We start from the raw sequence: 19,634 nt of genomic DNA on the forward strand, positions 1-19,634 counted from the left end.
GCGATTATCGAACGCACAGCCGATAATCGCAATTGGTGGCCACTGCACCCGATGATAGCTCAGCGGATTGATACCTTCCCTGGGCGATTCACGCTTGCGCGGAACAGGCATAAGAGGGTAAATGTAATTGTCCTTACTTGACCGACTTAATGGCGCCAGAAAGACACCGCTGTGTGGGGCGTCCTAGTTGGCCCTGAAGTTGCGAACAACAAAACAATCACATATGGAGAACCACTTTTAACGCGTTGGCGATAGTGTTCTTCGAATCGACCGCTATAATACAGTTCAGTGGTGCTCGGTTTTCACCTGAGTTCGCCACCCGGTAGCGCGATGTCCCATCGCCGCTGCCCGCAGCAAGCGCCAGACGCTCATTTCACAGGTTACAACCTGGCGCTCGCTGGAACAGGAATCTGATGCTACGTCAGCTATTTGTCTCTGGTGCCGTGGCCGCCTGCAACATGGAAGTATTGATCGCAAATGCCCAGGAACGAAGCCTTCGCGGGTTTTGTCTTTTCGGCGAGCGCGACCAATAGGTTCAATGCAGCGCGTTTCACCAGAATTAATCTCATCTCAATCAGGTATCACTGTGACGAAAGACGAACTGCGCGCGGAACTTGAGCGCCAGGAACAACGCTACAAGGAAGTATACGGCGGGGCAGTCACCACCTACGCCGCCCAGCCAGAACCGGAACGCAAGCCTTGGCGTAAACGCGCCACCGTTCAGGATCAGGCATTCACTCAAGAACTGCAGAAAATGGAAAAGGAACTCAAAGCCGAAGAGCCGTGACAGTCTCGGCCGGATTCCTTTCAAGGGCCTGGTGTCTGCACCCGTTACAAGCGCGGTGTATAGATGTTGCCTTTTCGCGCCCGTTATCCGCGGGCAGCGGCTGCCTCTCCCACCGGATGAGGTAAATGGCTTATGTCTGGCCCTCTTTTCAGAAATTTCACACAAGCGTTGAAGCCTCTCGGTATTACGAGAGAATGCCTTGTGCCTGCGGGCTTTCCAAAGCAATTCAATGACTTGTAAAACCCGGCAAAACACGGGGGCCCAAGGTATTTTTACAATTTAATTCGTTGAAGAATGTTACCGATGAGCAGCAAGTGCATCGATTTCCAGTCTTTTCTGGCATAATCGCGCCCCCTTACGACCGGGTCAGAAAACCTTCATGATCGATTTATTCAGCGGACTGGATGCTTGGGTGCTTGTGAGCCTCTTGCTCGCCCTGGCCTTTGTCCTCGCCTTCGAGTTCATCAACGGCTTTCATGACACCGCTAACGCGGTGGCCACTGTTATCTACACCAAAGCCATGCCGCCTCATCTGGCGGTGTTCTTTTCCGGTGTGTTCAACTTTCTCGGCGTACTGCTGGGCGGGGTTGGCGTGGCCTACGCCATCGTCCACCTGTTGCCGGTAGAGCTGTTGATCAATGTGAACACCGGTCACGGGCTGGCCATGGTGTTCTCGTTGCTTGCCGCCGCCATTACCTGGAACCTCGGCACCTGGTATTTCGGCATCCCCGCTTCCAGTTCCCACACGCTGATCGGTTCGATTCTCGGTGTCGGCCTGGCAAATGCCTTGATCAACGACATTCCGTTGGCCGATGGCGTGAACTGGCAGAAAGCGATCGACATTGGCGCTTCCCTGGTGTTCTCGCCGATGGCCGGCTTCCTGGTCGCCGCCCTGATATTGATCGGCCTTAAATGGTGGCGTCCGCTGTCGAAGATGCACAAGACCCCGGAACAGCGCCGCAAGATCGACGACAAGAAGCACCCGCCGTTCTGGAACCGCCTGGTGCTGGTGATTTCGGCGATGGCCGTGAGCTTCGTGCACGGTTCCAACGATGGCCAGAAAGGTATCGGCCTGATCATGCTGGTGTTGATCGGTATCGTCCCGGCGCAGTTCGTGCTCGACCTGGGCAGCACGACCTACCAGATCGAACGGACTCGCGACGCGACCTTGCACCTGAGCCAATTCTACAAGCGCAATGCCGATACGCTGGGTGAATACCTGGCCCTGGGCAAAAGCGTGGAAGGCGATCTGCCGGAGAAATTCCGTTGCAACCCGCAACAGACCGAACCGACCATCACCGCCCTGCTCGGCACCCTCAAGGGTGTAGCCGACTATCACTCGCTGCCGGCGGAAAGCCGCATCGAAGTGCGTCGCTACCTGCTGTGCCTTGACGACACAGCGAAAAAGGTCGGCAAGTTGCCTGGCCTCGCTCCCCGTGAAAAGGCTGACCTGGACAAGTTGCGCAAAGACCTGACCACCACCACCGAATACGCGCCGTTCTGGGTGATTCTGGCGGTTGCCCTGGCCCTCGGCCTGGGTACCATGGTTGGCTGGAAACGTGTGGTATTGACCATCGGCGAGAAGATCGGCAAGCAGGGCATGACTTACTCCCAAGGCATGTCGGCCCAGATCACTACCGCGAGCCTGATCGGCATGGCCAACATCTTCAGCCTGCCGGTGTCCACCACCCACGTCCTGTCCTCGGGCGTGGCCGGCACCATGGTCGCCAATAAAAGCGGCCTGCAAGGCGGCACCGTCAGAACCATCCTGCTGGCATGGGTCCTGACCCTGCCGGCAACGGTGGCGCTGTCGGCCGGCTTGTTCTGGCTGGCTTCCAAGGTACTTGGCAGCTGATACAGAAGCGGCACAAAAAAGGCGCGTTCCGTGAGGTTCGCGCCTTTTTTATTGCTTCCAGACACCGCCAATCAAAATGTGGGATCCATGTACCTCAAATAGACTTTCGCAGACGAAAAAAAAGGCGACCGAAGTCGCCCAAAATGCCTTGCGTGCTCATTACATCCACAAAGACCTACGGCTTGCGCTTATGCGAGTCTTTCCAGATAAAAAATCCAAACCCTGCGAAAAACACCACCATGAGGCCGACGGTCAGCACTCCGGCAATCACCACGTTGTCGAGAAACATGACGGCTCTCCTGCAGTTGCCCTGTTGCGATGGAGCTAAGGTAACCAATCAGGCAGAAGAGAAAATTGACCGGGATCAATGTCGCCCGAGACTGGGCGTAAAGGCGGGGAAAAATTGATCTGCATCAACCGATGCAGGGGGCATCAACGCTTTTTCGGTTTGTTTTTCGGCTTTTTCTTCGCCTTACCCAACGGCATGGCCTGTTCAAACGCCTGGCGCACTTCGTTCAGGCGTTTTTCGTTGAGGTCATGAACCCGCTTGGCGCGTTCAGTGTTGAGGTCGATCAGTTTGTCGTCTTGGCTCATGGGGTTCAGCACATCGCTTGGCAGGTTTGTCATCATAATGCGGTGTGACGACAACCCTGAACAGCCATCGCCTCAAATCTTGATATCAACCCACAAACCCTGACGCGGCTCGCCCTCAATCAGCGGCGCGACCGGCACGGTGTCGTCGGCGTTGAGCTCGGTACCGGGAATCGCCAGGTGCACTTCGACGCTTTCATCAGCTTCACGACGACGCTTGTCCCGCTCCTGCTTGCGACGATGTTCCTCGCGCAATTGAAAGGCCGCTTCTTCCGGGTCGTGTTGCTGCAGGTCGATCGTGCTTTCGCTGGAGCTTTCCTGCACCGCCGCCACAGGCGGGATATCCGGACGCGGGCGGACCGGGTCGAGCTGTGAGGTGATCGGAACCGCACTCAAGGGGAGCATCGGTGGCAGCATAATGATGGGTCTCCTGTCAGCAGGCTGTCGGCCGCGCAGATGGCGACTTTAGCCATCGGTCGCAAACTGTGACCCGGTTGGCACGAATAGGTGCCCCGGCCTGCCCCCTCGTCTGGGTAGTCTAAGGTAAATACCGTGAGTTTTATGAGAGTCCTTTGGCCCTCAAGCCCTCATTCCGTTAAGATAGCCCGCTTTTTCAAGGTGGGAGTCAGGCAGCATGGCGCAGCAGTATCAACCGGGGCAACGCTGGATCAGTGACAGCGAAGCCGAGCTGGGTTTGGGCACCGTTCTGGCACAGGACGGCCGCTTGTTGACCGTGCTCTATCCGGCCACTGGCGACACTCGCCAGTACGCGCTACGGAATGCGCCGCTCACGCGTGTGCGGTTTTCGCCGGGCGATTCGATCACTCACTTCGAAGGCTGGAAACTGACCGTACAGGAAGTCGACGACGTCGATGGCCTGCTGGTCTACCACGGCCTCAATGCACAGAACGAAGTGGTCACCCTGCCGGAAACCCAACTGTCGAACTTCATCCAGTTCCGCCTGGCCAGTGACCGCCTGTTTGCCGGGCAAATCGATCCGCTGCCCTGGTTCTCCCTGCGTTATCACACCCTGGAACACACCAGCCGCCAATTGCAGTCTGCGCTGTGGGGCCTGGGCGGCGTGCGTGCGCAACCGATCGCGCACCAGTTGCACATCGCCCGTGAAGTTGCCGACCGCATTGCGCCGCGGGTACTGCTGGCGGATGAAGTGGGCCTGGGCAAGACCATCGAAGCCGGCCTGGTGATCCATCGCCAACTGCTCTCGGGTCGCGCCAACCGCGTGCTGATCCTGGTGCCGGAAAACCTGCAGCATCAGTGGCTGGTGGAGATGCGTCGCCGCTTCAACCTGCAAGTCGCGCTGTTCGACGAAGAACGCTTCATCGAAAGCGATGCCTCCAACCCGTTCGAAGACACCCAGCTCGCGCTGGTTGCACTGGAGTGGCTGGTGGAAGACGAGAAGGCCCAGGACGCGCTGTTCGCCGCCGGCTGGGACCTGATGGTGGTCGATGAGGCCCACCACCTGGTGTGGCACGAAGACAAGGCCAGCCCCGAGTACACCCTGGTCGAGCAGCTTGCCGAAACGATCCCGGGCGTATTGCTGCTGACCGCAACCCCGGAACAACTGGGCCAGGACAGCCACTTTGCCCGTCTGCGCCTGCTCGACCCGAACCGTTTCCATGACCTGCAGGCCTTCCGCGCCGAGAGCGAAAACTATCGCCCGGTGGCCGAGGCCGTTCAGGAACTGCTGGACAAAGGGCGCCTGTCGCCCGAAGCGCACAAGACCATCCATGGCTTCCTCGGCAATGAAGGCGAAGCCCTGCTGACCGCGGTCAACGATGGCGACACCGAAGCAGCCGCCCGCCTGGTCCGCGAACTGCTGGACCGCCACGGCACCGGCCGCGTGCTGTTTCGCAACACCCGCGCCGCGGTGCAGGGCTTCCCGGAACGCAAGCTGCACCCGTACCCGTTGCCGTGCCCGGACGAATACCTCGAACTGCCGCTGGGCGATCACGCCGAGTTGTACCCGGAAGTCAGCTTCCAGGCCCTGCCGGACGCCAACGAAGAAGAACGCTGGTGGAAATTCGACCCGCGCGTCGAATGGCTGATCGACACCCTGAAGATGCTCAAGCGCACCAAAGTGCTGGTGATCTGCGCCCACGCCGAAACCGCCATGGACCTGGAAGACGCCCTGCGCGTGCGTTCCGGCATCCCGGCCACGGTGTTCCATGAAGGCATGAACATCCTCGAGCGTGACCGCGCCGCCGCCTACTTCGCCGACGAAGAATTTGGCGCGCAAGTGCTGATCTGCTCGGAAATCGGCAGTGAAGGTCGCAACTTCCAGTTCTCGCACCACTTGGTACTGTTCGACCTGCCCTCCCACCCGGACTTGCTGGAACAGCGTATCGGCCGTCTGGACCGGATCGGCCAGAAGCACATCATCGAAGTGCACGTGCCGTACCTGGAAACCAGCCCGCAAGAGCGGCTGTTCCAGTGGTATCACGAAGCACTCAACGCCTTCCTCAACACCTGCCCGACCGGCAACGCCTTGCAGCACCAGTTCGGCCCGCGCCTGCTGCCGCTACTGGAAAATGCCGACGATGGCGAGTGGCAAGCCCTGATCGACGAAGCCCGCGCCGAGCGTGAGCGCCTGGAAGCCGAGCTGCACACCGGCCGTGACCGCTTGCTGGAGCTCAACTCCGGCGGCGCTGGCGAAGGGGATGCGCTGGTCGAGGACATCCTCGAGCAAGATGATCAGTTCACCCTGCCGATTTATATGGAAACCCTGTTCGACGCCTTCGGTATCGACAGCGAAGACCACTCGGAAAACGCCCTGATCCTCAAGCCGAGCGAAAAAATGCTCGACGCCAGCTTCCCGCTGGGCGACGACGAAGGCGTCACCATCACCTACGACCGCAACCAGGCGCTGTCTCGCGAAGACATGCAGTTCATCACCTGGGAACACCCGATGGTGCAGGGCGGCATGGACCTGGTGCTGTCCGGCTCCATGGGCAACACCGCCGTGGCGTTGATCAAGAACAAGGCGCTCAAGCCTGGCACCGTGTTGCTGGAACTGCTCTATGTCAGCGAAGTGGTTGCCCCGCGCTCGCTGCAACTGGGCCGTTACCTGCCGCCAGCCGCCCTGCGCTGCCTGCTCGATGCCAATGGCAACGACCTGTCGGCCCGGGTCTCGTTCGAAACCCTGAACGACCAGCTGGAAAGCGTGCCTCGCGCCAGCGCCAACAAGTTCATCCAGGCCCAGCGCGACCAGCTGACGCCACGGATCAACGCCGGCGAAGAGAAGATCTTCCCGCGTCACGCCGAGCGCGTTGCCGAAGCACAGCGGCGCCTGGCCGCCGATACCGACGAAGAACTGGCGCGCCTGACCGCGTTGCAAGCGGTCAACCCGACCGTGCGCGACAGCGAACTGATTGCCCTGCGCAAACAGCGTGAGCAAGGTTTGGCCATGCTGGACAAGGCGGCGTTGCGACTGGAAGCGATCCGGGTGTTGGTGGCAGGTTAAGCCCCTGCTCCACCGGTGAAAAAGAAGGCCCGCAGTGATGCGGGCCTTTTTTTGTCTGCTTGATTGTTAGGGTGTTGCTGATGACCTCTTCGGGCAAGCCCGCTCCCACAAGTTCAGTGGCGTGCATGGATTTTGTGCTCGACACGGACACTGTGGGAGCGGGCTTGCCCGCCATGGCGATCAGGCAGTCGCCGCAGAAACCCCAGGCTCGGTTACCCCCACCAACCCTTCCTTCATCCGCTTGGCATCGCGCACAAAACACCGCGAAGCCAGGACCAGAAACACCATGGTCAAGAACAGCGCCACCGGGATCAGGTACATCGCATCGTGCAAGCCGACCGCCTTGAACGCCTCGCTCATCTGCTCGGCACCGGCCGAGAGCATGGCGGCGTGGGCAAAGTGATCGGACAGAGCCCCCACTACCACCGGCCCCAATCCACCGCCGAGCAGATACAGCCCGGCAAAGAACAGGGCCATGGCCGTCGCCCGCAGGCGCGGTTCGACCACGTCCTGAATGGCGGTGTATACGCAGGTATAAAAGTTATAGGCGAACAACCAGCCCACACTGAACACCGCCACAAACACCCCGATCTCGATCCGCCCCGAATGCAGGGCCCAGCCCGTGCACACCGTCGAGATGATCAGGCTGAAGGCCGCAAACAGCAGGCGACCATTGGCGATGCGCTGGTGGATCTTGTCGGCGACCCAGCCGCCCAGCGTCAGGCCGAACAACCCGGTGACGCCGACGATCACCCCGGTCGCCACTGCGGCGTCCTGCAGCGGCATCAGGAAATAGCGTTGCAGCATCGGCACCAGGAACGAGTTACAGGCGTAGGTCGCGAAGTTGAAACAGAGCCCCGCCATCACCAGCCACAGGAAGGTCGGGACCGCCAGTATGCGACGGATTGGCCGGTCCACGCGTTCCTGGGAGACCTGTACGCTTTCCGCTGCGCCGCGTTTGGGCTCCTTGATGAAGAACATGAAGACCGCCAGGATCAGCCCCGGCACCGCCGCGATGAAGAATGGCGCACGCCAGCTGTCGAACGCCTTGACCATCCAGCCGATGGTGAAGAACGCGAGCAACAGCCCCAGCGGCAGGCCGAGCATGAAAATGCCCATTGCTCGCGCACGGCGGTGGGCCGGGAACAGGTCGCCGATCAGCGAGTTGGCCGCTGGCGCATAACTGGCTTCGCCGATGCCGATGCCCATGCGCACGATCAGGAAACCCCAGAAGCTGCCCACCAGGCCGTTGACGGCTGTCAGCCCGCTCCACGCCGCCAGGCCCCAGCCCATCAGTTTGCTGCGCGAACCGGTATCGGCCATCCGCCCTAACGGCAGGCCGGCGATGGCATAGACGATGGTGAATGCAGTGCCGATGATCCCCAGCTGAAAGTCGCTGAGGTGCCATTCCATGCGGATCGGCTCGATGATGATGGCCGGAATGGTGCGGTCGAAGAAGTTGAACAGGTTGGCCAGGAACAGCAGGAACAGAATGCGCCAGGCATTCGCCGCTTGGGTCGAGTTCTGCATGGGTCCGTCTCTTTTATTGTTATTGGGACATCACTGTCCCGGAGCCTGCAATCTAGTCAGGCCCGCTGGAGCTGTCTGTAATTATTCGTAAAGCTGATACCTGCCCATGGCAGCAGGCGCGGCCCATGCAACGATTTATTTCCAAAGGCAACGAAATCAACCAACGCAAGCACTTGAGTGCAGTCAGACCTCCGAGCCTGGCTCGCGATACAGCTGCACCAGCGTTGACGGATCCTTTTCCAGAAAGCCCTGGCCCCCATGCAGGCGCATCAGTTGCGCGGCCAAGCCGCTGATGGGCGTGGCGGAGCCCTGTTCACGGGAAAACTGCACGGCGGCGTCGAGGTCCTTGAGCAACGTGCGAACATGCCATTTGACCGGTTCGAAACGACTCTCGGCCATTTGCGGCGCGAGTATCTGCAAGGGCCTGGAGTCGGCGAAACCGCCGGCCAGGGCCTCGGCGATCAGGCGGGCATCGACGCCGGAACGCTCGGCCAACGCCACCACTTCGGCGATCACCAGCGCATTGCAGGCGACAATCATCTGATTGCACGCCTTGGTCACCTGCCCTGCCCCGACGGCGCCCATGTGGGTGACGCGCTGACCAAGGCTCAGCAGCAGCGGCCGAACTCGCTCCAGATCCGCCGCTTCGCCGCCGACCATGATCGCCAGGCTGCCGGCCTCCGCGCCGACCACGCCACCGGACACTGGGGCGTCCAGCCAGCTCATGCCGGTCTGGCTGACCAGCGCTGCCGCCATCTCCCGCGTGGCGGCCGGTTCCAGGCTGGAAAAATCCACCAGCAGTTGGCCGCTTTTCGCACTTGCGCCACCCCCGCCGCGCCAAAAACCACCTCGCGCACGACTGAAGTGTCCGCCAGGCATAACATCACCACGTCGGCGTGCTGGCACAACTCGGCAGGCGTGGCGACCTGTCGCGCGCCGGCCTCGACCAGCGGCGCGCATTTGGCCGGATTGCGATTCCACACGGTCAACGGATAACCCGCCGCCAGCAGGCGTCGGCACAGGGGCAAGCCCATCAGGCCAATCCCGGCAAATCCAAGCGGCGGTAGGGTTGACATTATTTAGCTTCCTCTTGATTAAAGACCGTCAAATATTGGCCGCGAAACCCATCGTCTCGCTCACAATCAGAAACGATTAAGCAGCCCCAGGGCAGCGCAATAAACTGTTCCCGTTACGCGCACGTCACCCTCGCCAAGACCCTTCTGTGGCCTTTCTTCACGGCAACATGCCATCACGCTACTCACCTACACACTTTTATCCGGCGAAGCAGTGCACCAATAATGTGCGCACTATCAGCTCGTCGCCCTTTCCTGGATCAGAATCCACGGCGAAACGACCACTGCCCACAGCTCGGGATCGCGTTCGAAAAGATCCAGCGCCCGCGTTTCAGACAGCTTGGCGAGCTGGTCGGCGGCCAGCCAGGCAGCCACTTTCTCCCCCTCGTCCGTGGCCACGGCCTCGGCGGCAACGATCAAATCCAGGCCAGGATCGACCCATAACAGGGCACCCTTGGCGAAGAACGGTTCCAGCTCCTTCCAGGTAATAGATGCGGTTTCACCAAGCAGCTTGGCATAGAGGGTGCTAGGTTCTTGAGTCATGGGTCTATCCGGAAAAGAAATCGTCGTCGTCATCATAACGTCGGTGGTCTGGCAGAAAAACCCGGATGCAAATGAGTGACCGATCGAAAACAGCAGGAAAGCCAAGGATTGCTGATACTTCAGCTATAACCCCCGCCGCGATTCTGTCTTTTTCTTTCAATTAAGCGACACCCTCAGGTTTTGCCCCCTGGCGCCAGCTTCCCAGGCTGACAATCGGCGCTCTACACTGTACCGGTACAGTTGCCGGGGGCATTTCCGGAGGGTATCGAAGATATCTGACCCGGTTCTGCTGCTACGGCGCCAGGACTATAAAAACTACAACAGTAAGAGTGGAGCACTATGACTAAGGCTACTAAGCAGATTTCCAAACTGTTTGCCGCTATGGTTCTGGCCGGGGTGGCCAGCCATTCGTTCGCAGCCGACACCATCAAGATCGGCATCGCCGGCCCTAAAACCGGCCCTGTAGCCCAGTATGGCGACATGCAATTCAGTGGCGCAAAAATGGCCATCGAACAGATCAACGCCAAGGGCGGCGTAGACGGCAAGCAACTCCAGGCCGTTGAATACGATGATGCCTGCGATCCGAAACAAGCCGTGGCAGTGGCCAACAAAGTCGTCAACGACGGCGTCAAGTTCGTCGTCGGTCACCTGTGCTCCAGCTCCACCCAACCGGCTTCGGACATCTACGAAGACGAAGGCGTGATCATGATCACCCCGGCTGCCACCAGCCCGGACATCACTTCCCGTGGTTACAAAATGGTGTTCCGCACCATCGGCCTGGACAGCGCCCAGGGCCCTGCCGCCGGTAACTACATCGCCGACTTCGTAAAACCGAAGATCGTTGCTGTTCTGCACGACAAACAGCAATACGGTGAAGGCATCGCCACCGCCGTTAAACAAACCCTCGAGAAAAAAGGCACCAAGGTTGCCGTGTTCGAAGGCATCAACGCCGGCGACAAGGACTTCTCGTCGATGATCTCCAAGCTCAAGCAAGCCAACGTCGACTTCGTCTACTACGGCGGCTACCACCCGGAGCTGGGCCTGATCCTGCGTCAAGCCAGTGAAAAAGGCCTGAAAGCCAAGTTCATGGGTCCGGAAGGCGTGGGTAACGACTCGATTTCGCAGATCGCCAAGGACGCTTCCGAAGGCCTGCTGGTGACCCTGCCGAAATCCTTCGACCAGGATCCGGCCAACATCGCCCTGGCTGACGCGTTCAAAGCCAAGAAGGAAGACCCGAGCGGTCCGTTCGTGTTCCCGTCCTACTCGGCTGTGACCGTCATCGCTGACGCCATTAAGGCTGCCAAGTCCGAAGACACGGCCAAAGTGGCTGAAGCTATCCACAAAGGCACCTTCAAGACGCCGACCGGCGACCTGAGCTTCGACGACAAGGGCGACCTGAAAGACTTCAAATTCGTGGTTTACGAGTGGCACTTCGGCAAACCAAAAACTGAAGCCAAGCCTCAGTAAGGCGTTGCCTGACTGACTGCCAACAAAGCCCACGGCGTGCCGTGGGCTTTGTTTTACGAACGTATTGGGCCGCGCTGGCGTGATCCGCCAGTCTCCCCACCTGAAAATCTCAAAACCGTCATCAGCGGTTCGCTGGCCAAGCTCGAATTCGAAGTGGGTGCAGATCCATGGGGCTCGAGCGGGAAAATGACTCCACCAGTGAAATGCGTATCAGGTTTTTAGGAGCGCTGTAATGCCTGACATCTATCACTTTTTCCAACAGCTGGTTAATGGTCTGACCATTGGCAGCACGTATGCCCTGATCGCCATCGGCTATACGATGGTTTACGGCATCATTGGAATGATCAACTTCGCCCACGGCGAGGTGTACATGATCGGTTCGTACGTGGCGTTCATCGCCATCGCCGGGCTGACCATGATGGGACTCGACAGTGTTCCGCTGTTGATGACCGCCGCTTTCATCGCAACCATCGTCGTCACCAGTGCCTACGGCTACAGCATCGAACGGATCGCCTACCGCCCCCTGCGCGGCAGCAACCGTCTGATCCCGCTGATTTCCGCCATCGGCATGTCGATCTTCCTGCAGAACACGGTTCTGCTGGCGCAAGACTCCAAGGACAAATCCATCCCCAACCTGATCCCCGGCAACTTTTCTTTCGGGCCAGGTGGCGCACAAGAAGTGCTGATTTCCTACATGCAAATCGTGGTGTTCGTGGTGACTTTCGTCGCCATGCTCGGCCTGACGATGTTCATCTCCCGCTCTCGCCTGGGTCGCGCCTGCCGCGCCTGTGCCGAAGACATCAAGATGGCCAACCTCCTGGGCATCAACACCAACAACATCATCGCCCTGACCTTCGTCATCGGTGCCGCACTGGCGGCCATCGCGGCCGTGCTGTTGAGCATGCAATACGGCGTGATCAACCCCAACGCCGGTTTCCTCGTCGGCCTCAAGGCCTTCACCGCCGCGGTACTGGGCGGTATCGGCAGCATTCCCGGCGCGATGCTCGGCGGGATCGTGCTGGGGGTGGCGGAAGCTTTCGGTGCCGATATCTTCGGCGACCAGTACAAGGACGTCGTGGCGTTCGGCCTGCTGGTTCTGGTGTTGTTGTTCCGGCCAACCGGCCTGCTGGGCCGTCCGGAGGTTGAGAAAGTATGACTAGGAATCTTAAACAGGCGTTGTTCAGCGCCTTGCTGGTGTGGGCTGTGGCGTATCCGGTACTGGGGCTGAAACTGACTATCGTCGGCATCAACCTCGAAGTCCATGGCACCAGTGACGCCACGCTGATCACCATCGCCGTGTGCTCGGTATTGATGTTCCTGCGGGTGCTGTTCGACCAGCAGATCAGCTCGGCCTGGCGCTCCTCGCCAAGCATGCCGCTGATTCCGGCCAAGGCCAGTCACTTCCTGACCCTGCCGACCACCCAGCGCTGGTTCATCATCGCGTTGATCGCCGGCGCCCTGGTCTGGCCGTTCTTCGGCTCTCGCGGGGCGGTGGATATCGCCACCCTGGTGCTGATCTACGTGATGCTCGGCCTCGGCCTGAACATCGTGGTCGGCCTGGCCGGCCTGCTCGACCTGGGTTACGTGGGCTTCTACGCTGTCGGCGCCTACAGCTATGCGTTGCTGTCGCACTACTACGGCCTGAGCTTCTGGATCTGCCTGCCGATCGCCGGCCTGATGGCGGCCACCTTCGGCTTCCTGCTCGGTTTCCCGGTATTGCGCCTGCGCGGTGACTACCTGGCGATCGTGACCCTGGGTTTCGGTGAAATCATCCGTCTGTTCCTGCGTAACCTGACCGGTCTCACCGGGGGGCCGAACGGCATCAGCAACATCGAGAAGCCAACGTTCTTCGGCCTGACCTTCGAGCGTAAAGCGGCAGAAGGGATGCAGACCTTCCACGAGTACTTCGGCCTGGCCTACAACTCGATCAACAAGGTGATTTTCCTGTACCTGGTTGCGTTGTTCCTCGCGCTGGCCGCGCTGTTCGTCATCAACCGCCTGCTGCGCATGCCGCTGGGTCGCGCCTGGGAAGCGTTGCGTGAAGATGAAATCGCCTGCCGTGCGCTGGGTCTCAATCCTACGGTCATCAAGTTGTCGGCCTTCACCCTGGGCGCCAGCTTCGCCGGTTTCGCCGGCAGCTTCTTCGCTGCGCGCCAGGGCCTGGTAACGCCGGAGTCCTTCACCTTCATCGAGTCGGCGATCATTCTCGCCATCGTGGTATTGGGTGGCATGGGCTCGCAGCTGGGCGTGATCCTGGCCGCCGTCGTGATGATCCTGTTGCCTGAAATGATGCGTGAGTTCAGTGAGTACCGCATGTTGATGTTCGGCGCCTTGATGGTGCTGATGATGATCTGGCGCCCTCAAGGCCTGCTGCCCATGCAACGTCCCCACATGGAGCTGCGCAAATGAGCCGCGAGATCCTGAAAGTCGAAAATCTGAGCATGCGCTTCGGCGGCTTGCTGGCGGTCAATGGCGTGGCCCTGACCGTGAAGGAAAAACAGGTGGTGGCGCTGATCGGCCCTAACGGCGCCGGCAAGACCACCGTCTTCAACTGCCTGACCGGTTTCTACAAACCGAGTGGCGGCAGCATCCTGCTGGACGGCCAGGCGATCGAAGGCTTGCCCGGCCACAAGATCGCCCTCAAAGGCGTGGTGCGCACCTTCCAGAACGTGCGGCTGTTCAAGGACATGACGGCGGTCGAGAACCTGTTGATCGCCCAGCACCGTCACCTGAACACCAACTTCCTGGCCGGCCTGTTCAAAACCCCGGGGTTCCGCAAGAGCGAGCGCGAGGCCATGGAATTTGCCGAGTACTGGCTGGACAAGGTCAACCTCACGGCGTTTGCCAACCGTCCGGCCGGCACCCTGGCCTACGGTCAGCAACGTCGCCTGGAAATCGCTCGCTGCATGATGACCCGCCCGCGGATCCTTATGCTCGACGAACCGGCCGCCGGCCTGAACCCGAAGGAAACCGAGGACCTGAAAGCGCTGATCGGCATGCTGCGTGAAGAGCACAACGTCACCGTGCTGCTGATCGAACACGACATGAAACTGGTCATGAGCATTTCCGACCACATCGTCGTGATCAACCAGGGCACTCCCCTGGCCGACGGCACGCCGGAACAGATCCGCGACAATCCTGAAGTGATCAAAGCCTACCTGGGGGAAGCGTAAATGCTGCAATTCGAAAACGTTTCCACCTTCTACGGCAAGATCCAGGCCTTGCACAGCGTCAACGTGGAAATCCGTCAGGGCGAAATCGTGACGCTGATCGGTGCCAACGGTGCCGGCAAGTCGACCCTGCTGATGACGCTCTGCGGTTCGCCACAGGCCCACAGCGGCAGCATCCGCTACATGGGCGAAGAGCTCGTGGGGCAGACCTCGGCGCAGATCATGCGCAAGAGCATCGCTGTCGTGCCGGAAGGTCGTCGGGTGTTTGCCCGCCTGACCGTGGAAGAAAACCTCGCCATGGGCGGTTTCTTCACCAACAAGAGTGACTATCAGGAACAGATGGACAAGGTTCTCGGACTTTTCCCACGCCTGAAAGAACGCTTTGCCCAGCGCGGCGGCACCATGTCCGGCGGCGAACAGCAAATGCTCGCCATCGGCCGGGCGCTGATGAGCAAGCCCAAGCTGCTGCTGCTCGACGAGCCTTCGCTGGGTCTGGCGCCGATCATCATCCAGCAGATCTTCGACATCATCGAACAGCTGCGCAAGGATGGCGTGACGGTGTTCCTGGTGGAGCAGAACGCCAACCAGGCGTTGAAAATCGCCGATCGCGCGTACGTTCTGGAAAACGGTCGGGTGGTGATGCAAGGCACGGGCGAGGCGTTGCTGACCGATCCTAAAGTGCGCGAAGCGTACCTGGGTGGTTGAGCCTTTGCGGTAACCAAAAAAACGGCCTTCGGGCCGTTTTTTTTATGCCCGCCCCTATTCCGACACCACCGCGAACCCCCTGTAGGAGCTGGCTTGCCAGCGAAGGCGGCGTCACATCCAATGATGATGTCGACTGATCCACCGCTGTTCGCTGGCAAGCCGGCTCCTACAGGGGGTTGTTAGAGCCGGTCCAACGCTTCGCCACTGCGCTTGAACCCGTCGATCAAGTAATCCGCCAGCACCTGGGTGCGTTTGGGCAACCCGCCCTGATAGGGATGCACCAGATACATCGGCATTCTGCGGGTTTGATAATCGCGCAGGAGCCAGCGCAATCGGCCATCAGCCAATTCCGTTTGCAGCAAATAGGAAGGCAAACGCGCAATGCCGGCACCGGCCAATGCCGCTTTCTTCAGCAGGCTGTAATGGTTGCTGGCGAAGGGGCCGGACACGCGAACCCGCAATAACTCATGTTGCTGATGATAAAGCCACTCTTCGCGGCCGCTGTAATGACTGTTGAGCAGGCAGCGGTGTTCAGCGAGCGCTTGCGGCGTCAACGGTTCGCCGTACTGTTCGAGATAGCCCGGGCTCGCGCAGGTCATCTCGTGCCAGGCCAGCAGGGGTCGGGCGACCAGACGTTCGTCATTGCCCACCTCGGAGCGAACCGCAAGATCGAAACCGTCGCGGGACAGATCACGATAGTCATTGCTCAGGTCGAGCTCGATTTGCACTTCGGGATAGGTGTGAGAAAACTCCAGCAACAAGCCGTCGAAGAAGGTTTCCCCCAGCGATACCGGAACCGTCATACGCACCGGGCCGGCCATATCGTCCTTCAATCGCGCCAACGCCTGACGCGCCCGCTCCACTTGGACGACGAGCGCCTGGGCTTGTGGCAGCAATGCCGCGCCCGCCGCGGTCAGACTGAGGCGGCGCGTCGTCCGTTGCAGCAGCACCACGCCAAACCGCGATTCCAACAGGCTGATGCGCTTGGACAACTGCCCCTTGCTGCAACCCAGTTGCTGCGCCGCCCGGGTGAAACTCCCCGCTTCGATCAAAACCGCGAACGCCGCCAGATCATCCATTTCGCTCATGGATTGTTTCCAATTGAAAACCAAAGGTTGCCTATTAGCGCGCTTATCAATGGAAAAAACCACTCTAGACTGTGGTCTCGTTCAACTCATTCGGGGACCAGCACCATGAAAATTCTTTTGATCGGCGCCGGCGGCACTATCGGTTCAGCCGTCGACAAAGAACTGTCCGAGCGTCACGAGATCATCCGCATCGGCCGTAATAGCGGCGATCTACAGGTCGATATCAGCGACAGCGCCTCGATTCGCCAACTGTTCGAGCAAACCGGCAAGTTCGATGCACTGGTGTGCGCCGCCGGAAACGTGACCTTCGCCCCCTTGAGCGAAATGAGCGAAGACAGCTTTGCCCTGGGCCTGAAGGATAAATTGATGGGGCAGGTCAACCTGCTGCTGATCGGCCGCGAATTCGCCAACGATGGCGCGTCGTTCACGTTCACCACCGGCGTGCTCAGCCATGACCCGATTCGCAGCGGCGCCTCGGCAGCCCTGGTCAATGGCGCTCTCGACAGCTTCGTCCGTGCCGCCGCGATCGAGTTGCCCCGCGGACTGCGCGTCAACTCGGTGAGCCCCAACGTATTGCTCGAAGCCATGGACAAGTACGCGCCGTACTTCCGCGGTTACAAGCCGGTTCCGGCGGCAGAGGTGGCACTGGCCTACGCCAAAAGCGTAGAAGGCCTGCAAACCGGTCAGACCTTTCACGTCGGCTAGACCAGCACAATCTGTAGGAGCCGGCTTGCTCGCGATGGCGCCCTCAGATCGCCATCGCCAGCAAGCCGGCTCCTACAGAATGATCGGCGCACCCAAATCAAAAGCCGGCGGGGTTGTGATGAACGGTCAGGCTGAGTAACGTGGCGGCACTTGTCTGGAGAACCAAAGATGCGTGTCGCCCGTTCCTTAGTCCTTGTTGCCCTGCTTCCTCTGTTCGCCGCGTGCCAGTTGCTCGATGGATCGCGTGAAAGCACCTCCTCCGCGGGACAAACCCGCATGCAGGGCCAGTTGACGGCGGCCGACGGCAAGCTGTTGTTCCAGCCGTGCAATGAGCAGCGCAGTTACGTGGTCAACGACACCGGCGGCACCAGCGTCCTGCAAGAGGCCGCCACGCTGGCCGATGCCAGGGGCAAGTTGTTCGCCGACGTGCGTGGCCGGATCGTTGCCGATGGCGCCAATAACCGACTCGATCTGCAGCAGCTGTACCGCGTCGAGCGTTCGGGCACCGCCTGTGACGATCCCGACTTCAAAAAGTTGATCCTGCGTGCTGCCGGCCACGGTCCCGAATGGAACGTTAAAGTCAGCGCCAAAGGCATGATCATCGACCGCGCCGGTCAGCCGCCATTGGCGGTGCCGTACGTTGAAGAGCAACTGGGCGATGGCCGCTTCAACCTCAGCACCGAAGCCAATAAGCAGCACATCGAGCTGTGGGTCGCGCCGCAACGTTGCGTCGACAGCAAGACCGGCAGCGTCCAGCACATGAGCGCGGAACTGCGCATCAATGGCCAGGTTCAGCGCGGCTGCGGGTATTTCGGCGGATCCCGGGACGACTGATCGTTTAAGCCTCACTGGAATGCGCCTTTGGGGCTTATAATCACCGGTTTCATACGCCTTGGCGCAGTTGTGCGCCCCGCGAACCGGATCCCGTCATGTTACGAATCACCGAACTCAAGCTGCCGATCGACCATCCCGATGAAGACCTGCGCCCTGCCATCGTGCAGCGCCTGGGGATCGCCAGTGATGACCTGCTCGATTACACCTTGTTCAAGCGCAGCTACGATGCGCGCAAAAAGTCCTCCGAACTGTGCTTCATCTACACCATCGACCTCAACGTTCGCGATGAGGCGGCGGTGCTGCACACGTTCGCCGATGACCGTAACGTCAACGTGGCGCCGGATGTCAGCTACAAACCGGTGGGCCAGGCGCCGGCTGATCTGCAGCAGCGCCCGATTGTCGTAGGCTTCGGTCCGTGCGGGATTTTTGCCGGGCTGTTGCTCGCGCAAATGGGCTTCAAGCCGATTATCCTCGAGCGCGGCACCGAAGTGCGCCAGCGCACCAAGGATACCTGGGGCCTGTGGCGCAAGAGCGTGCTCAACCCCGAGTCCAACGTGCAGTTCGGCGAGGGCGGCGCGGGGACGTTCTCCGATGGCAAGCTCTACAGCCAGATCAAGGATCCGAAGTTCATCGGGCGCAAAGTCCTGCACGAGTTCGTCAAGGCCGGTGCGCCGGACGAAATCCTCTACGTCAGCAAACCGCATATCGGTACGTTCCGTCTGACCGGTGTCGTGGAAAACATGCGTGAGCAAATTCGCGCCCTCGGCGGCGAAGTGCGCTTCCAGCAGCGAGTGACTGACGTCTTGATCGAGGATGGCCAACTGGTCGGCGTCGAACTCAACGGCGGCGAGCAGATCCATTCGAAACATGTGATTCTGGCGCTCGGCCACAGCGCCCGGGACACTTTCCGCATGCTTCACGCCCGTGGTGTGTTCATGGAAGCCAAGCCGTTCTCGGTGGGTTTCCGCATCGAACACCCACAGTCGCTGATCGACCGCGCGCGCCTGGGCAAGTACGCCGGCCACCCGAAACTCGGGGCCGCCGACTACAAACTGGTGCACCACGCCAGCAATGGACGTTCGGTCTACAGCTTCTGCATGTGCCCGGGCGGCACCGTGGTGGCGGCGACCTCCGAGCCGGGGCGCGTGGTCACCAACGGCATGAGCCAGTACTCGCGCAACGAGCGCAACGCCAACTCCGGGATCGTTGTCGGCATCACCCCGGAAGTCGATTATCCGGGTGGCCCGCTGGCCGGGATCGAGCTGCAGGAGCGTCTGGAATCCCATGCCTTTGTGCTGGGCGGCAGCAACTACGAAGCGCCGGCGCAACTGGTCGGCGACTTCATTGCCGGCAAGCCGTCCACCGAGTTGGGCAGTGTCGAACCGTCCTACAAGCCGGGGGTTGCCTTGGGTGACCTGGCGCTGGCGTTGCCGGCGTTTGCCATCGAAGCCATCCGCGAAGCCTTGCCGGCGTTCGAGAAGCAGATCCGTGGTTACTCGCTGCACGACGCGGTGTTGACCGGGATCGAAACGCGCACCTCGTCGCCGCTGCGGATTACCCGGAACGAGTCGATGCAGAGCCTGAACGTGAAAGGCCTGTTTCCGGCGGGTGAAGGCGCGGGTTATGCGGGCGGGATTTTGTCGGCGGGTGTCGATGGGATTCGGATTGCGGAAGCGGTAGCGCGGGATATCCTCGGCCTCGAGGCCTAACCCCGGCCCCCCTGTAGGAGCGAGCTTGCTCGCGATGGTCTCAAGGGCGACGCGTTTATTCAGAAAATACGCGTTATCGTTAACGTCCATCGCGAG

At 60.3% G+C, this 19,634-nt stretch carries 17 protein-coding genes and 1 pseudogene; 11 read left to right on the forward strand and 7 right to left on the reverse strand.

Annotation, left to right across the window (positions count from 1 at the left end; all coding sequences use genetic code 11):
• The first annotated feature begins 586 nt into the window (after positions 1-586).
• On the forward strand, positions 587-787 hold the full coding sequence (locus BZ163_RS15955; RefSeq protein WP_064676198.1) for a hypothetical protein: 201 nt from the start codon (positions 587-589) through the stop codon (positions 785-787).
• A gap of 379 nt (positions 788-1,166) precedes the next feature.
• Positions 1,167-2,642: an inorganic phosphate transporter gene (locus BZ163_RS15960; protein ID WP_128871711.1), complete on the forward strand. Its 1,476-nt coding sequence runs from the start codon at positions 1,167-1,169 to the stop codon at positions 2,640-2,642.
• Positions 2,643-2,817: 175 nt separating this feature from the next.
• On the opposite strand, the gene ccoM is transcribed toward BZ163_RS15960, so the two are convergent.
• The 3 genes from ccoM to BZ163_RS15965 form a co-directional block, all read right to left on the reverse strand.
• Positions 2,818-2,931 carry a cytochrome c oxidase subunit CcoM gene (gene ccoM, locus BZ163_RS36255; RefSeq protein ID WP_275938805.1) on the reverse strand — a complete coding sequence of 38 codons (114 nt, stop codon included), beginning with the start codon at positions 2,929-2,931 and terminating at the stop codon, positions 2,818-2,820.
• A 143-nt stretch (positions 2,932-3,074) separates the two neighbouring features.
• Positions 3,075-3,236 (reverse strand): hypothetical protein, encoded by a 162-nt coding sequence (locus BZ163_RS34855; protein WP_007906621.1) that lies wholly within the window; start codon positions 3,234-3,236, stop codon positions 3,075-3,077.
• Positions 3,237-3,308: 72 nt separating this feature from the next.
• The gene (locus tag BZ163_RS15965) at positions 3,309-3,650 is read right to left on the reverse strand and encodes an aspartate-semialdehyde dehydrogenase (RefSeq protein WP_128871712.1); all 342 of its coding nucleotides are present in this window, start codon (positions 3,648-3,650) and stop codon (positions 3,309-3,311) included.
• Between the two features lie 217 nt (positions 3,651-3,867).
• Between BZ163_RS15965 and rapA the strand changes: the two genes are divergently transcribed.
• Positions 3,868-6,714 (forward strand): RNA polymerase-associated protein RapA, encoded by a 2,847-nt coding sequence (gene rapA, locus BZ163_RS15970; RefSeq protein ID WP_128871713.1) that lies wholly within the window; start codon positions 3,868-3,870, stop codon positions 6,712-6,714.
• Between the two features lie 180 nt (positions 6,715-6,894).
• Here rapA and BZ163_RS15975 read toward each other — a convergent pair whose 3' ends face one another.
• The 3 genes and pseudogenes from BZ163_RS15975 to BZ163_RS15985 form a co-directional block, all read right to left on the reverse strand.
• Positions 6,895-8,244: an MFS transporter gene (locus tag BZ163_RS15975; protein ID WP_128871714.1), complete on the reverse strand. Its 1,350-nt coding sequence runs from the start codon at positions 8,242-8,244 to the stop codon at positions 6,895-6,897.
• A 183-nt stretch (positions 8,245-8,427) separates the two neighbouring features.
• A pseudogene (locus tag BZ163_RS15980) lies at positions 8,428-9,320 on the reverse strand (NAD(P)-dependent oxidoreductase).
• A gap of 234 nt (positions 9,321-9,554) precedes the next feature.
• Positions 9,555-9,860, reverse strand: coding sequence for a DUF2288 domain-containing protein (locus BZ163_RS15985; RefSeq protein ID WP_128871715.1), 306 nt, complete (start codon positions 9,858-9,860; stop codon positions 9,555-9,557).
• Between the two features lie 339 nt (positions 9,861-10,199).
• Here BZ163_RS15985 and BZ163_RS15990 point away from each other — a divergent pair, with 339 nt between their 5' ends.
• The 5 genes from BZ163_RS15990 (at position 10,200) to BZ163_RS16010 (ending at position 15,202) form a co-directional block, all read left to right on the forward strand.
• Entirely contained in the window at positions 10,200-11,327 is a 1,128-nt protein-coding gene (locus BZ163_RS15990; RefSeq protein ID WP_128871716.1) for a branched-chain amino acid ABC transporter substrate-binding protein, read from the forward strand.
• A 232-nt stretch (positions 11,328-11,559) separates the two neighbouring features.
• Positions 11,560-12,483: a high-affinity branched-chain amino acid ABC transporter permease LivH gene (livH, locus tag BZ163_RS15995; protein ID WP_128871717.1), complete on the forward strand. Its 924-nt coding sequence runs from the start codon at positions 11,560-11,562 to the stop codon at positions 12,481-12,483.
• Complete coding sequence (locus BZ163_RS16000) at positions 12,480-13,736, forward strand: high-affinity branched-chain amino acid ABC transporter permease LivM (protein ID WP_128871718.1); 1,257 nt, start codon at positions 12,480-12,482, stop codon at positions 13,734-13,736. The genes livH and BZ163_RS16000 overlap by 4 nt, the downstream gene beginning before the upstream one ends.
• On the forward strand, positions 13,733-14,500 hold the full coding sequence (gene livG / locus BZ163_RS16005) for a high-affinity branched-chain amino acid ABC transporter ATP-binding protein LivG (protein WP_128871719.1): 768 nt from the start codon (positions 13,733-13,735) through the stop codon (positions 14,498-14,500). The genes BZ163_RS16000 and livG overlap by 4 nt, the downstream gene beginning before the upstream one ends.
• Positions 14,501-15,202, forward strand: a complete 702-nt coding sequence (locus BZ163_RS16010; protein WP_128871720.1) for an ABC transporter ATP-binding protein — start codon at positions 14,501-14,503, stop codon at positions 15,200-15,202. It abuts the gene before it with no gap.
• Between the two features lie 179 nt (positions 15,203-15,381).
• On the opposite strand, the gene BZ163_RS16015 is transcribed toward BZ163_RS16010, so the two are convergent.
• Positions 15,382-16,290, reverse strand: coding sequence for a LysR family transcriptional regulator (locus tag BZ163_RS16015; RefSeq protein ID WP_128871721.1), 909 nt, complete (start codon positions 16,288-16,290; stop codon positions 15,382-15,384).
• Between the two features lie 105 nt (positions 16,291-16,395).
• Between BZ163_RS16015 and BZ163_RS16020 the strand changes: the two genes are divergently transcribed.
• From BZ163_RS16020 to BZ163_RS16030, 3 genes are all read left to right on the forward strand, one after another.
• Positions 16,396-16,995: a short chain dehydrogenase gene (locus tag BZ163_RS16020; protein ID WP_128871722.1), complete on the forward strand. Its 600-nt coding sequence runs from the start codon at positions 16,396-16,398 to the stop codon at positions 16,993-16,995.
• Between the two features lie 168 nt (positions 16,996-17,163).
• Positions 17,164-17,829 (forward strand): COG3650 family protein, encoded by a 666-nt coding sequence (locus tag BZ163_RS16025; RefSeq protein ID WP_128871723.1) that lies wholly within the window; start codon positions 17,164-17,166, stop codon positions 17,827-17,829.
• A 95-nt stretch (positions 17,830-17,924) separates the two neighbouring features.
• Positions 17,925-19,538 carry an NAD(P)/FAD-dependent oxidoreductase gene (locus tag BZ163_RS16030; protein ID WP_128871724.1) on the forward strand — a complete coding sequence of 538 codons (1,614 nt, stop codon included), beginning with the start codon at positions 17,925-17,927 and terminating at the stop codon, positions 19,536-19,538.
• The last annotated feature ends 96 nt before the right edge of the window (positions 19,539-19,634 follow it).

The sequence above is a fragment of the Pseudomonas sp. VI4.1 genome (assembly GCF_002029345.1).
Classification (GTDB): Bacteria; Pseudomonadota; Gammaproteobacteria; order Pseudomonadales; family Pseudomonadaceae; genus Aquipseudomonas.